At 66.4% G+C, this 13,621-nt stretch carries 17 protein-coding genes; 13 read left to right on the top strand and 4 right to left on the bottom strand.

Translation table 11 applies throughout. The features are described from left to right. Positions 1 to 111: 111 nt before the first annotated feature. The 7 genes from ATE62_RS10220 (at position 112) to ATE62_RS10195 (ending at position 5,505) form a co-directional block, all read left to right on the top strand. Entirely contained in the window at positions 112 to 1,122 is a 1,011-nt protein-coding gene (locus tag ATE62_RS10220) for a DNA topoisomerase IB (protein WP_058810163.1), read from the top strand. A 33-nt stretch (positions 1,123 to 1,155) separates the two neighbouring features. Continuing rightward, on the top strand, positions 1,156 to 2,349 hold the full coding sequence (locus ATE62_RS10215) for a mechanosensitive ion channel domain-containing protein (RefSeq protein WP_082662723.1): 1,194 nt from the start codon (positions 1,156 to 1,158) through the stop codon (positions 2,347 to 2,349). A 92-nt stretch (positions 2,350 to 2,441) separates the two neighbouring features. Further along, complete coding sequence (locus tag ATE62_RS10210) at positions 2,442 to 2,900, top strand: MaoC family dehydratase (protein ID WP_058810164.1); 459 nt, start codon at positions 2,442 to 2,444, stop codon at positions 2,898 to 2,900. A gap of 62 nt (positions 2,901 to 2,962) precedes the next feature. Then, positions 2,963 to 4,141 (top strand): acetyl-CoA C-acyltransferase, encoded by a 1,179-nt coding sequence (locus ATE62_RS10205; RefSeq protein WP_058810165.1) that lies wholly within the window; start codon positions 2,963 to 2,965, stop codon positions 4,139 to 4,141. After that, positions 4,141 to 4,719: a hypothetical protein gene (locus ATE62_RS23280; RefSeq protein ID WP_156420668.1), complete on the top strand. Its 579-nt coding sequence runs from the start codon at positions 4,141 to 4,143 to the stop codon at positions 4,717 to 4,719. Before ATE62_RS10205 ends, ATE62_RS23280 begins: the two co-directional genes overlap by 1 nt. 34 nt (positions 4,720 to 4,753) lie before the next feature. After that, the gene (locus ATE62_RS10200; protein ID WP_058810166.1) at positions 4,754 to 5,044 is read left to right on the top strand and encodes a putative quinol monooxygenase; all 291 of its coding nucleotides are present in this window, start codon (positions 4,754 to 4,756) and stop codon (positions 5,042 to 5,044) included. 5 nt (positions 5,045 to 5,049) lie between these two features. Next, positions 5,050 to 5,505 carry a DUF3617 domain-containing protein gene (locus ATE62_RS10195; RefSeq protein WP_058810167.1) on the top strand — a complete coding sequence of 152 codons (456 nt, stop codon included), beginning with the start codon at positions 5,050 to 5,052 and terminating at the stop codon, positions 5,503 to 5,505. An 11-nt stretch (positions 5,506 to 5,516) separates the two neighbouring features. Here ATE62_RS10195 and soxR read toward each other — a convergent pair whose 3' ends face one another. Further along, a complete protein-coding gene (soxR, locus tag ATE62_RS10190) occupies positions 5,517 to 6,011 on the bottom strand; it encodes a redox-sensitive transcriptional activator SoxR (protein ID WP_058810168.1) in 495 nt (164 codons plus the stop codon). Between the two features lie 87 nt (positions 6,012 to 6,098). On the opposite strand from soxR, the gene ATE62_RS10185 reads away from it, so the two are divergent. Together ATE62_RS10185 and ATE62_RS10180 are read left to right on the top strand one after the other, a co-directional pair. Continuing rightward, the gene (locus ATE62_RS10185) at positions 6,099 to 6,494 is read left to right on the top strand and encodes a VOC family protein (protein WP_058810169.1); all 396 of its coding nucleotides are present in this window, start codon (positions 6,099 to 6,101) and stop codon (positions 6,492 to 6,494) included. Positions 6,495 to 6,560: 66 nt separating this feature from the next. Continuing rightward, entirely contained in the window at positions 6,561 to 7,025 is a 465-nt protein-coding gene (locus ATE62_RS10180; RefSeq protein WP_058810170.1) for a pyridoxamine 5'-phosphate oxidase family protein, read from the top strand. 142 nt (positions 7,026 to 7,167) lie between these two features. Here the strand turns inward: ATE62_RS10180 and ATE62_RS10175 are convergent, their stop codons facing one another. Further along, a complete protein-coding gene (locus tag ATE62_RS10175; RefSeq protein ID WP_058810171.1) occupies positions 7,168 to 8,385 on the bottom strand; it encodes a polyhydroxyalkanoate depolymerase in 1,218 nt (405 codons plus the stop codon). 275 nt (positions 8,386 to 8,660) lie between these two features. On the opposite strand from ATE62_RS10175, the gene ATE62_RS10170 reads away from it, so the two are divergent. The 4 genes from ATE62_RS10170 to ATE62_RS10155 all read left to right on the top strand — a co-directional run bounded on the left by ATE62_RS10170 (position 8,661) and on the right by ATE62_RS10155 (position 12,508). Then, on the top strand, positions 8,661 to 8,918 hold the full coding sequence (locus ATE62_RS10170) for a YjhX family toxin (protein WP_058810172.1): 258 nt from the start codon (positions 8,661 to 8,663) through the stop codon (positions 8,916 to 8,918). Between the two features lie 92 nt (positions 8,919 to 9,010). After that, complete coding sequence (locus ATE62_RS10165; RefSeq protein WP_058810173.1) at positions 9,011 to 10,813, top strand: ABC transporter transmembrane domain-containing protein; 1,803 nt, start codon at positions 9,011 to 9,013, stop codon at positions 10,811 to 10,813. A 34-nt stretch (positions 10,814 to 10,847) separates the two neighbouring features. Next, a complete protein-coding gene (locus ATE62_RS10160) occupies positions 10,848 to 11,384 on the top strand; it encodes a DUF1993 domain-containing protein (protein WP_058810174.1) in 537 nt (178 codons plus the stop codon). 8 nt (positions 11,385 to 11,392) lie between these two features. Next, positions 11,393 to 12,508, top strand: coding sequence for an ankyrin repeat domain-containing protein (locus ATE62_RS10155; protein WP_058810175.1), 1,116 nt, complete (start codon positions 11,393 to 11,395; stop codon positions 12,506 to 12,508). Positions 12,509 to 12,590: 82 nt separating this feature from the next. Here the strand turns inward: ATE62_RS10155 and ATE62_RS10150 are convergent, their stop codons facing one another. Then, entirely contained in the window at positions 12,591 to 13,028 is a 438-nt protein-coding gene (locus ATE62_RS10150) for an ExbD/TolR family protein (protein WP_058810176.1), read from the bottom strand. 253 nt (positions 13,029 to 13,281) lie between these two features. Beyond that, the coding region (locus tag ATE62_RS10145; protein WP_156422279.1) for an OmpA family protein at positions 13,282 to 13,621 on the bottom strand (340 nt) is incomplete at its 5' end.

The following is a 13,621-nucleotide window of genomic DNA, read 5'->3' as shown; positions in this document are numbered from 1 at the left end:
CGGCGAAGGCCGGGATCTCATCGGCAAACAAGGACGCCACGGCGAGATCCCGGCCTTCGCCGGGATGACGGGCGGGGGGAACCATCCCGCCCCCCGAAACTTTATGCCCCCATGACCGCAGCCCGCCTCATCCATGTCGACGACAGCCTGCCCGGCATCGGCCGCGAGCGCACGGGCGACGGCTGGCGCTACCGCGACGCCAAGGGCAAGCTCATCCGCGACGCTGCCGAAATCCGGCGCCTCAACGCCATCGCCCTGCCCCCGGCGTACGAAGACGCCTGGTATTGCCCCGCGCCCAACGGTCATATCCTCGCGACCGGCTACGATGCGCGCGGGCGCAAGCAATATCGCTATCACCCCGACTTCCGCCTCGCGCAGGAGGCCGACAAATATGACCGCTGCGCGGCCTTCGGCCATGCGCTGCCCCTGCTCCGCGCGCGGCTCGAGGAGGATCTCGGCCGCCGCACGCTCTGTCAGGAACGCGTCGTCGGCGCGGTGGTGCGCCTGCTCGACCTCGCCGCGCTGCGCGTCGGCAACGAGGAATATGCCGCGGCGAACAACAGCTTCGGCGCGACCACCCTGCGCCGCCGCCACGCCAGGCTGACGGGCAAGTCGCTCCGCCTCAACTATCGCGCCAAGGGCGGCGCGAAGCGCGAGGTGGTGATCAGCGACCGCAGCCTGACCACGCTCGTCCGCCGGCTGCAGGACCTGCCCGGCCAGCATCTCTTCCAGTATGAGGACGATGGCGATTATTGCGCGGTGGGGTCGGACGAGGTGAACGCCTATATCCGCGATGCGATGGGCGACGCCTTCAGCGCCAAGCATTTCCGCACCTGGTCGGCGAGCGTCGAGGCCTTCGCCTTTCTCTACGACGCCAAGGAGCCCCCAACGCTCAAGCAATTGCTCCAGCATGTCGCCGACCATCTCGGCAACACCCCCGCGATCGCGCGCAAGGCCTATGTCCACCCCGCGATGATCGCCGCGGCGCAGGAGCGCGGCGACTTTGCCGAGGCCATCGGCCAGTTGCCGCGCGCGACCCGATATCTTTCGCGTGTCGAACGCGGATTCCTCGCCTATCTGGAGCAGACGCCCGACGCGGCCGAACTGCTCCGCTCCGCCTGACCGACCAAAAGGATAGACGTGACCTTCTCCCTGATGACCGCCGCCAAGAGCGCTGCCACCAAGGCGGCCCCCGCGACCGAAGCCGCCGCGACCAACCCGCTCGACGATTTGCGCTACTGGTGGGACGCCAGCATCGCGTGGATCAACAGCCACTGGCTGCAGATCGGCATCGCGGTGGGCGCGGGCCTCATCATCTATTTTCTGCTGTCGCTGCTGCGCGGCATCGCGCTGCGCCACGCGCAGTCGGCCGATGGCGAGTTCACGATCAGCCACATCGCCGGCCGCGTGATCCACAAGACCAAGTCCTTCGTGATCGCGATCGTCGCGATCCGCCTCGTCGCGGGCTATGCCAATCCGCCCGCGCTGATCCTGCAGATCATCCAGTTCGTCTTCACCATCGCGGTGGTGATGCAGGTCGCGATCTGGGCGCGCGAGATCGTGCTCGGCCTGATCCAGCGCCGCGCCGCCGAGGGCAATAACGAGACGCTGTCGAACGCGATGGGCATCATCCGCCTGCTGATCAGCGTCGCATTGTTCGCGATCGCGGGCATCGTCATCCTCGACAATATGGGGGTCAATGTCACCGGCCTGATCGCGGGCCTCGGCATCGGGGGCATAGCGATCGGCCTTGCCGCGCAGGGCATCTTCTCCGACCTCTTCGCCTCGCTCTCGATCATCTTCGACCGTCCGTTCCGCGTCGGGCAGACGATCAAATACGACACCAGCACCGCGACGGTCGAGCGCATCGGGCTCAAGAGCACGCGCCTGCGCTCGGTCAACGGCGAACAGTTGATCATCTCCAACACCAATTTGCTGGCGAAGGAGATCACCAATTTTGCGCATCTCCAGCGCCGCCGCGTCACCTTCATGCTGGGCGTCGTCTATCAGACGGCGCCCGAGAAGCTGCGCGCGCTGCCCGACCTGCTCCACGAACAGGTCGAGGCCGCGGGGCACGAATTCATACGGTCGAGCTTCGTCATGTTCAACGCGTCGAGCCTCGATTTCGAGCTGCTCTTCGACGTGTTCAGCGAGGATTATGAGGTCGTCACCGCGGCGCGCACCGACGTCGCGATCCGCGTCTTCGACGCGATGACCAAGGCGGGTTACGACTTCGCCTATCCGACCCAGACCAGCTTCACCGCCGCCCCCGACGGCACGCCGGTTATGCCCTATCCCGAGTCCCCCAAGCCCAAGGCGCGCGCACCGCGCGGCGGTGCGGCATCCTGACGCTACGGCGGCGCGGGCACAGGGCTTGGCCCTTGTGCAAGGCCGCAAGACAGGCCTAGAACGCGCCCCGAACAGCAATGGAGGGGATGGCTATGGCCTCGATCACGCCGCAGGAACTGCAGACCAGGGTCGGTGAAACGATCGGCACGTCGGAATGGGTGCTCGTCGACCAGGACATGATCAACAAGTTCGCCGACGCAACGGGCGATCATCAGTTCATCCATATCGACGAGGAAAAGGCCAAGCTCACCCCCTTCGGCGGCACCATCGCGCACGGCTTCCTCACCCTGTCGCTGATCCCGATGCTCGGTCAGAAGACCGACGGCCCGAAGATTGCGGGCGTCAAGATGGGCGTCAACTATGGCGGCAACAAGGTTCGCTTCCTCGCCCCCGTCCGCTCGGGCAAGCGCGTGCGCAGCCACATCAAATTGCTCGAACTCGACGAAAAGCGCCCCGGTCAGTGGCAGCAGACCAACGAGGTGACGATCGAGATCGAGGGCGAGGACAAGCCCGCGCTGATCGCCGAATGGATCAGCCAGTTCTTCGTTTGACAGGATAATCCGGCCGACCTCCCCCGAAAAGACAACCGGATCCAAGCAGAAGGAATATCGACATGCGTGACGCCGTCATCGTTTCCACCGCCCGCACGCCGCTGGTCAAGGCCGGCCGCGGGGCGTTCAACAACACCCCCTCGCCGACGCTCGGCGCCTATTCGGTCAAGGCCGCGGTCGAGCGCGCCGGGGTCGACCCGGCCGAGATCGACGACGTCGTCTTCGGCGCGGCGATGCAGCAGGGGTCGCAGTCGCCCAACGTCGCGCGCCTGATCGCGCTGCGCGCCGGCCTGCCCGTCACCGTCCCCGGCATGTCGATCGACCGCCAGTGCTCGTCGGGGCTGATGACCATCGCCACCGCGGCGAAGCAGGTCATCGTCGACCGCATGGACGTGGTCGTCGCCGGCGGCGTCGAATCGATCAGCAAGATCCGCGGCGACAAGCTGTTCATCGAGACCGATCCGACGCTGCTCGAAATGCACCCGGCGACCTATATGCCGATGATCGGCACCGCCGAGGTCGTCGCCAAGCGCTACAACATCAGCCGCGAATATCAGGACGAATATTCGCTCCAGTCGCAGCAGCGCACCGCCGCGGCGCAGGCGGCGGGCAAGTTCGACGACGAGATCGTGCCCTGCACCGCGACGATGGCGATCGTCGACAAGGAGACCAAGGAAGTCTCGTTCAAGGAAGTCACCGCCGACCGCGACGACTGCAACCGCCCCGACACCACGCTCGAAGGCCTCGCGTCGCTCAAGCCCGTCATGGGCGAAGGCAATACGATCACCGCGGGCAACGCGAGCCAACTGTCGGACGGCTCGTCGGCGTGCGTCGTGATGGAAGCCAAGCTCGCCGAGAAGCGCGGCCTGACCCCGCTCGGCCGCTATGTCGGCATGGCGGTCGCGGGCACCGAACCCGATGAAATGGGTATCGGCCCGGTCTTCGCCATCCCCAAGCTGCTCGAGCGCTTCGAGCTCAAGATGGACGACATCGGCCTGTGGGAACTCAATGAGGCGTTTGCTGTCCAGGTGCTCTACTGCCGCGACAAGCTCGGCATCCCGAACGAGCTGCTCAACGTCAACGGCGGTTCGATCTCGATCGGCCACCCCTTCGGCATGACCGGTGCGCGCTGCACCGGCCACGCGCTGATCGAGGGCAAGCGCCGCGGCGCCAAATATGTCGTCGTCACCATGTGCATCGGCGGCGGCCAGGGCGCGGCAGGGCTGTTCGAGGTCCTCTGATGACCACAGCAGGCGGCCGTTGGATTCCAAAGGCTTGGCGTGCGGTGATCATTCTGTTCGCGGCTCTATCCCTTCTGCGGCCTGTCGCCATCTCGGCACAGCCGCAGATTGGACCCAGAGTGTTGTGGTCGGTTGTGCCGGACGATGGATTTTGCGTCGCTTCGACCAACTATGATGGCGACGCCGCAGTCCACGTCGTGCTCAACTGGAAAACCGACCAAATTTCGTTGTTTCTGTTCGATCCAAGCTGGATAAGATTGGCAAAACCGGACGGCGCAAGGGTTGATCTCGCCCTCAAACTCCAAGGAAATGGCAAGCATAATCGTTGGTCCAGCGAGAATGCAGTCATTAATCACGTCGAAGACGTGGGTGTTTCGCTGATCGTCGCTCGTTGGAACAAGGAGCATATCGCGAATTTCCTGTCGAGTTGGTCATCGACGAGCGGTTTCTCGGTCGACGCCGATGGCCTAAAACTGCGATCATTCCCGTTGGCGGGTTCGAAAGATGCAATGTCGCGCCTTTCCCAATGTGCTGCCGACGGATTGAAAAGGGAAAGTTCTGGCGTCTTGGTAGACTAGGCGGCCTCACAAACCTGATCGAAGGAGAAAAGACATGAGCGGCATCGGCGTCATCGCGACCTTGCGCGTCCAGCCCGGCAAGGAAGCCGAATTCGAGGGCGTCTTCGCCGAGCTCGCCCCCGCGGTCCGCGCGAACGAGCCCGGCAACAGCTATTACAAGCTGTTCCGCACCAACGAGACGGGCGTCTACAAGGTGCTCGAATGTTATGACGATGACGCGGCGGTCCAAGCGCACCGCGCGTCGGACCATTTCCGCACCCTCGGCGCCAAGCTCGGCCCGTGCCTCGCCGGCGCGCCCGAGATCGAGAGCCTGCCCGCGGTCTGACCCCTATGCACGGCGCGGCCCTCCTCATCCCGCTCGCCTTCGCGGGCGCCGCGGCGGCGAGTGCGCCGGGCCCGCAGGCGGGCAAGTGGACGCATGTGACCCAGCTGGTCAGCGCCGACATCCCCGGCGTCCCCGAAACGCTGATCCGCGCCGCCGACACGCGCGCGCCGCGCACCAGCTGCCTGACCGCGAAGCAGGCGGCCGATACGCCGCAGATCCTGCTCCACGCGCCGGGCGCGACCTGCTCATCGCGCAGCTACACACTGGCAGCCGGCAAGATTCGCGGCCAGTCGCTGTGCCGGATCAAGGACCTGCCGACGCCGGTGAAGACCGTCACGACGGGCACGTACAACGCCAAAGGCTACACCACCCGCAGCGTCACGACCGGGACCCGCAACGGCCGCCCGCTAAAGGTCGTCACCGCGAGCAGCGGCAAATGGCTGGGCGCCGCCTGCCGCTGACGCTCCTCCTTTTACGCGCGTGAAAAGGGTTCGTCCGCGTCGACCTCGGCGATCTCGCCCGCGCGGTCGCCGATCAGATAGCGCGGCCCCGCGCCGCGCTGCGCCGCCTTGTCCCTCGCGTTGTAGAGCCCGCATTTCTTGAGGCTCAGGCAGCCGCAGCCGATGCATTGGTCGAGCAGGTCGCGCGTGCGCATCAGCGCCGCCATCTGCGCGTCGATCCGCGCGCGAAGGCCCGTGCTGATCCGCGTCCAGTCGGCGCCGTTCGGCGTCCGTCCGGCGGGCAGCCGCGCGAGCTCGGCGGCGATTTCCTCGAGGCTCAATCCCATCTGCTGCGCGATCAGGATGAAGGAGACGCGGCGGATGTCGGCGCGCAGGAAGCGCCGCTGCCCCCCGCCGGTGCGCAGCGCCTCGAGCAGGCCCCTGGCCTCATAGAAGCGGATCGCCGACACCGCGACGCCGGTGCGCGCGGCGAGTTCGCCGATCGCGATGAGGTCGGTGCGGTGCATTGGCGCTCCTTCGTCTTTCCTCTTGATCTAAACCTCAGTTGAGCTTTCATAAGTCGCGGCGTCAACCCGAATCACGAAAGCCAGACCATGACGCACCCCTTCATCGAACATGTGAATCTGACCGTCAGCGACCCCGACCGCACCGCCGGCATATTGTCGGCGATCTTCGGCTGGCACGAGCGCTGGCGCGGCCCCGCGCGCGATGGCGGGCGCACGATCCACCTCGGCAGCGATGCCGCCTATGTCGCGCTCTACACCGGCCCCGACGGCGAGCACGCCGACATCGCCTACCCCAAGGGCGAGCCGCTCAACCATCTCGGCGTCCAGGTCGAGGACCTCGACACGATCGAGATGCGCGTGAAGGCGGTCGGGCTCACTCCCTTCAACCATGGAGACTACGACCCCGGCCGCCGCTTCTATTTCCTCGATCCCGACGGCATCGAATATGAGGTCGTCAGCTATAATGAGCCGCGCCTGCGCTGAACCGGGCAACGCGCGCGGGCTTGCCGCGTTGTGCCCATATTCGAGGGGGAAATCAGGAGTTTCCCCATGAGCGAGGATATCAAGAAATCATTCTGGAAGGCGCTCGACGCCAGTCCTTTCGTGATGGTCGGGCTAACCGGCGAGCGCGACCATCACATCCCGATGAACGCGCAGCTCGACAAGGACGCGAACAGCGCCTTCTGGTTCTTCACCGCGACCGACAACCGTCTCTCGGCCGGCGGCCCCGCGATGGCGCAATTCGCGTCGAAGGGCCACGACCTGTTCGCCTGCATCTCGGGCACGCTGCGCACCGAGACCGACCGCGCGGTGCTCGACCGGCTGTGGAACAACAGCATCGAGGCTTGGTACGAGGGCGGCAAGAGCGACCCCAAGCTGGTGCTGCTGCGCTTCGATCTCGACAATGCCGAGATCTGGACCGCCGATCCCGGCATCAAGGGCCTGTTCAAGATGGCGACCGGGCTGACGATGAGGGACGGCGATCTCGGCAAGCACGCCGAGGTGGCGTTGTAACAGCGCTTTCCCTCCCCGTTCGTGTCGAGCGTGGTCGAGACCTGAAGGCGTGCGCGAACTCTGCGTGTCTCGACTTCGCTCGACACGAACGGGATTTAGAGGCCGGCTCAGCTACCGCTCCACGTCTGCGATTACGACGCGCCTATCCGTTGCTGCGGATCCACCCCTCGACCACCGGCGCGATCTCCTCGCGCCATTTTCGGCCATTGAAGATGCCATAATGGCCGACGGCCTTGGCCATCAGATATTTCTTTTTCTCCGCCGGCAACGACTTCGCCAGCGTCAGCGCCGCCTTGGTCTGGCCGATGCCCGAGATGTCGTCGCGCTCGCCCTCGATCGCCAGGATCGCGATATCCTCGATGGCATTGAGGTCGACCTTTTGCCCGCGATGCAGCATCTCGCCCTTGGGCAGCAAATGGCGCTGGAACACGACGTCGACGGTCTGGAGATAGAATTCGGCGGTCATGTCGCACACTGCGCGATATTCGTCGTAGAATTCCTTGGTCTTGTCCGCGCTCTCGCCGTCGCCGTCGACCAGATGTTTGAACATCTCCCAATGGCTCATCATGTGGTTGCCGAGGTTCATCGACATGAAGCCCGCAAGCTGTAGGAAGCCCGGATAGACGCGGCGCCCGGCGCCCGGATACCAGGCGGGCACGGTGACGATGACATTTTCCTGGAACCAGGCGTGCGGGCGCGTCATCGCATGTTCGTTGACCGCGGTCGGCGCCTTGCGCGTGTCGATCGGGCCGCCCATCATCGTCAGCGTCTTCGGCCGGCACTTGTGCTTGTTCGCCGCCATCACTGCCGCGGCGGCGAGGCTCGGCACCGACGGCTGGCACACCGCCAGCATATGCGCGCCCGGTCCGATATGTTCGAGCCACGAAATCAGATAGTCGACATAATCGTCGAGGTCGAACTTGCCCGCCGACAGCGGCGCGTTGCGCGCGTCGCGCCAGTCGGTGATCCACACGTCGTGCCCGGGCAGCATGCGCTCGACGGTGCCGCGCAGCAAAGTCGCATAATGGCCCGACATCGGCGCGACGATCAGCAGCTTCGGCGCGCCCTTCGACGCCTTGTGGGTGAAATGCTTGAGCTGACCGAAGGGCTTGCGCGCCTCGACCTTCTCGGTCACGCGCACCGTCTCGCCGTCGACGACGGTCTCATACAGCTCGAACCCCGGCTTGCCGCGCGGTGCCGCGGCGTGCGCGAAGACCTCGAGCGCCGAGGCGAACATCGGGCTGCCGCCGAAATAGCCGAGCGGGTTGGCGGGATGCTGGATCACCTGCGCCCCCGCGGTCGCGAGCGCGCTGGCCCCCGCGAGCCAGCTCTTCTGCATGTCGAAAGCGTGATACAGCATGTTCCTATGTTCCTTGCGTAGCCCCGGCGGCGCTCTGCGGCGCGCTTCTGTCCCGACCAGTCTAGGCGCTCCGTCTCATTGTGCAATGCATCAAAACCGTTGCGGGACGCTTCATATGCGAATATTCTGCCCGCGCGGCGCACCATGCCGCGATGGAGTGAATATGCCGGAGATTGCGGGCAACCGCTGACATCCCCGCAAGGTGTGATGTCCTGAACGCCGCTGGCCTCGGGCCGGCGCGCCCGTTGCCATGCCCATTTTCCGGACCTTACCGCATGAATATTTCGAAAAACGAACAGCGCGTGCTTCACGCGCTGGCGCAGGGCGGTGCGATTCGCCACCGCCGCGACCACGCGGGCCATATCGTCGAGGCGCTTTGCTTCACCCGCGAGGGTTTCGTGCTCGCCAATATGAGCCTGCCGCTCTTCCAGCGCCTCCGCCGCCGCGGCTTCATCGCCTCGCTCGGCGGCGCGCCGTACCGCATCACCCAGGCGGGCCTGCGCGCGGTGCGGGCGCAGCTCGATAACCGTTAGGCACGATCATGCGCGCTGGCTTCATAATGCATGAAGCCAGCGCACCACTCTGCGCCGTTGAGCGCCGCCTTCGCCGCTGCTAGGGCCGACACATGGCGACAAGATCAGACCAGACGGCCACCGCTGACCCGCAGGACAAGCGACCCCGCAAGCTCGGCAGCCTCCGGATGATCTGGCGCTACGCCAGCCGCTATCCGCTGCAAATCCTGGTCGCCGCGGTCGCGCTCGGCGTCGCGGCGCTCGCGACGCTGGCGATCCCCTGGCAGTTCAAGGAAATGATCGACAGCGGCTTCGTCGCCGGCGGCGGCGACGTCGCGCCGCATTTCCGCCTCTTCTACCTGATCGTCATCGCGCTCGCGCTCGCCACCGCGCTGCGCTTCTATTTCGTGAGCTGGCTCGGCGAGCGCACCGTCGCCGACATCCGCCAGGCGGTGCAGCAGAATCTGCTGCGCCTCGCCCCCGGCTTCTTCGAGGAAAACCGGCCCTCCGAAATCGCCTCGCGCATGACGTCGGACACCACGGTGATCGAACAGGTCGTCGGCACCACCGTCTCGGTTGCGCTCCGCAATACCGTGATGGGCATCGGCGGCATCGTCTATCTCTTCTCGCTCTCGCCGGGGCTCACCGGCGGCATCCTCCTCGGCATCCCGGTGATCATCCTGCCGATCGTGCTGCTCGGCCGCCGCCTCCAGAATGTCTCGCGTTCGAGCCAGGACCGCGTCGCCGACATCGGCGCCACCACCGCCGAGCAATTGGGCGCGATGAAGATCGTCCAGGCCTTCGGGCAGGAACGCCGCGAGGCCGAGCGCTTCACGCAAGCGGTCGAGAGCAATTTCGCGACCGCCAAGCGCCGCATCCGTCTGCGCGCGATCATGACCGCGATCGTCATCGGGCTGCTCTTCGGGGCGATCACCACTTTGCTCTGGTACGGCGCCGCCGGCGTCGCGGCGGGGACGATCACCGGCGGCACCATCGCCGCCTTCGTGCTCACCGGCGGACTCGTCGCGGGCGCCTTCGGCGCGCTCACCGAAGTCTATGGCGACCTGCTCCGCGCCGCCGGCGCCGCCGAGCGCCTCTCCGAACTGCTCCACGCCGAACCGAGCATCGCGCCGCCCGCCAACGCGCGCCGCTTCCCCGACCCGCCGCACGGCACGCTCGAATTCCGGAACGTCGAATTCCACTACCCGACGCGCCCCGATGCCGCCGCGCTCCACGATTTCAGCCTCGCCATCGCCCCGCGCGAGACCGTCGCGATCGTCGGCCCTTCGGGTGCGGGCAAGTCGACTTTGTTCCAGCTCGCCGAGCGCTTCTACGATCCGCAGGGTGGCAGCATATTGCTCGACGGCATCCCACTGGTCGACGCCGACCCCGCCGACATCCGCGCCCGCATCGCGATGGTGCCGCAGGAAACGGTGATCTTCGCCGCCTCGGCGCGCGACAATCTGCGCTACGGCAATTGGGCCGCCACCGACGAGGAACTCTGGGACGCCGCGCGCGCCGCCAACGCCGAGGAGTTTCTCGCCAAGCTGCCCGACGGCCTCGATACCTTCATGGGCGAGGGCGGCGCGCGCCTCTCGGGCGGCCAGCGCCAGCGCGTCGCGATCGCGCGTACCTTGCTCCGCCGCGCCCCCCTGCTGCTGCTCGACGAGGCAACCTCGGCACTCGACGCCGAGTCCGAAAAGCTCGTCCAGGACGCGCTCGACACGCTGATGCACGACCGCACGACGATCGTCATCGCGCACCGCCTCGCCACCGTGCGCGCCGCCGACCGCATCGTCGTGATGGACGAGGGCCGCATCGTCGAGGAGGGCAGGCACGACGCGCTCGTCGCCGCCGACGGCCTCTATGCGCGCCTCGCGCGGCTCCAGTTCCAGGACAATCTCGCCGCCGCCTGACCGCGGCCCGCTCACCCCTACGAAGGATGCGACGATGCTCTACGACATGACCGTGCCCGCCTATGCCAACGGCCTCAAGGCCCTCTCGGCCCAGCTCGACAAGGCGCTCGCCTGGGGCGCGGACAATGGCGTCGGCGAGCTCCAGTTCATCGCCGCGCGGCTGGCCCCCGATATGTTCCCGCTCGCCTCGCAGGTCCGCTTCTCGTGCCTCCAGGCGATTCAGGCCCCGACCCGCCTCGGCGCGACCGGCGCCCCCGCCTTTGCCGAGGACGCGACCGACTTCGCCGGCCTGCAGGCGCAGATTGCAGAAACGCTGGCCTGGCTGGGCAGCGTCGATGCCGCGACGATCGACACCGACCCCGGCCGCGCGGTCGGCTTCGACCTGCCCAACGGCATGGCCTTCGACATGACCGCTGCCACTTATGTCCGCGACTGGGCGCAGCCGCAATATTACTTCCACCTCGTCGCCGCTTACGGCGTGCTCCGCCACATGGGCGTCCCGCTCGGCAAGGCCGACTATGTCAGCTACATGATGCAATATCTGCGCCCCGGGACGGCGCCGGCGGGCTGATCGCCGTCATGGGCAAGACCAAGCGCAAGACCCTGCCCAAGGATTTCGAGGCCCTGCTCGCGGCGGGCGATCTCGACGCACTCAAAGCGGTGTTCGACGCGTGCAACCTCGATGCCCGCGGCGGCGTGTTCAAACAGACGGCGCTGGCCTTTGTCGAATGCCCCGACGAACTGACCCGATGGCTCGTTGCACAGGGCGCGGACCTCGCGGCCGGCGATGCCTATGGCGAGACGCCGCTCCATTCGCGCGCCGGCCATTGGAAGGGGTGTGTCGAACTGCTCATCGAACTCGGCGCCGATCCGAACCACGGCGCGGGCGGCCGCGCCACCCCGCTCCACCGCGCCGCGACCACCGGCAATCTGCGTGCCGCGCGGGCGCTGCTCGACGCTGGGGCGCGCGCCGATGCGGCAAACCGCGATGGCGACACCGCGCTGATTTCCATGCTCCGCCGCTGCGGCAACGCCGACATCGCCCGCGTGACGCCGATGGCCGAGTTGCTGCTCGACGCCCTACCCGACGAACGCGAGAAGCCCCGCTCCTTCTTCGCGCGCCTGCTGGGAGGCGCCACGCCCGTGCCGCGCATCACGCCTGTTATGCAACAGCTCGTCCGGGAGATCGGTACCAGGTTCGAATTTCACCGCGCGGGCTACAATCCCAAGAGCGTCGATGAAGCAAGCGCTGCGCTCGACCGCCTCTACGCGCTATTCGCCGTCGCTCCGGTCCCACGCCGTGTACTGCATGATAAAAAGGCGCCGATCGCCGTCGGTCCCGGTCGCTGGGAAGACCAGCATCAACATCTGTGGGACCTGCTCGTCCCCTCCAGCGGCGCGGCCGCGACCGTGCAGGGCGAGGTCATCCGCCTCTCGGGCCGTATCCACGACGAGCTCGAGCGCAATGGCGGCATCAATTGGGATGGCGACTATCGCAAGATGGCGAAAGCCCTCCTCATCCATCTCGGCTCGGCCGAGCCCCTGCCCGCACCCGACGTCGAAACCGCCCGCAAGACCGTCGCCGAAATGAGCAGCCGCGGCGGCGACACCGCCGGGCTATGCCGCCTCGCCGTCGCGTGGGTTGCGCGCAACCCGGCGCCGATCCTGCTCCCCAAACCCGACTATAACCGCTGATGCGGAGGATCTTGCGGACCGGATGCGGCGGGGATTCCGTCCATCCCCGCCGCAGGCGCGGTCCGCTCGGCCCGAATTTGCCCTAAATCAGCCCGCCATATTGCTGGATCCCCGGAAAGGCCAGGCTCGTCCCGCCGTTGCGGCGGATCGCGCCGATCGCCTGGTCGACGCGCAGATAGCGCGCCCGCGCGTCGGGCTCGAACAGGATCGTCGCGGGTTCGGTCCGCTCCGACGCCGCTTTGACCAGCACGCCCAGCTGCGCGAGATCGATCGGCTCGGCGTTCCAGCGGATGACGTCGTCGGTCCCGATGGTAACATGATTCTTGTCGACCACCTTCGGCACCCCGCCATCGATGCCGGGCAGCGTGATATCGACGCTGTGCGTCGGCGGCGGGATGGTGATGATGAACATCACCAGCATGACCAGCATCACGTCGATCAGTGGGGTGGTGTTGATGTCGGGATCGCCGCTCGGGTCGGCGCGGAAAATGCTGCGATGGAACTGGCTGCGTCGGCGCATCGTCTCTCTCCCTCTCGCGGGATACGGCACCGCCAGCGCGTCGATCGCAGCCGCCGGCGCCGCACCGCGGACCGGCCCCCTCGCGCCGCTCGCAAGCGATCACCGATCCAATTGTTATGGTATAACATTATTCCGATAGCGCAAATAAAAAGCGTGCCGACGCCGGTCGCCCTCTGCCCCATACGCAAAAAGAAAGGGCGGCACCTTTCGGTACCGCCCCTCTTTTCTCTGTCCGAAACCGGACGGGGAAATCTTACATGCCCGAACCCGGACCGTACTTGATTTCCACGCGGCGGTTCTGGTCGTTGCGGACGCCATCGGCGGTTGCAACGGCCGGACGGCTCTCACCGAAGCCTTCGGCGCTGATCGAGCTATCCGAGATACCGCGAGCGGTGAGATAGCTGCGAACGGCGTCGTTACGACGGTTCGACAGGCCAACGTTGTAGGTCGCCGAGCCCGAGCGGTCAGCGTGACCGGCGAGCCACACCTGCGTGCCGGTGCAACCACGGTTGTAGGCGCTGATGGCGTTGTCCAGCGTCGACGCCGCTTCGGGCGTGATGTTCGACTGATCCCAGTCGAAGTAGACGATGTAC

Source organism: Sphingopyxis sp. HIX (assembly GCF_001468285.1).
GTDB lineage: Bacteria > Pseudomonadota > Alphaproteobacteria > Sphingomonadales > Sphingomonadaceae > Sphingopyxis.
Note: the sequence above shows the minus strand (reverse complement) of the source record. Positions and strands in the feature narration are given on the sequence as shown.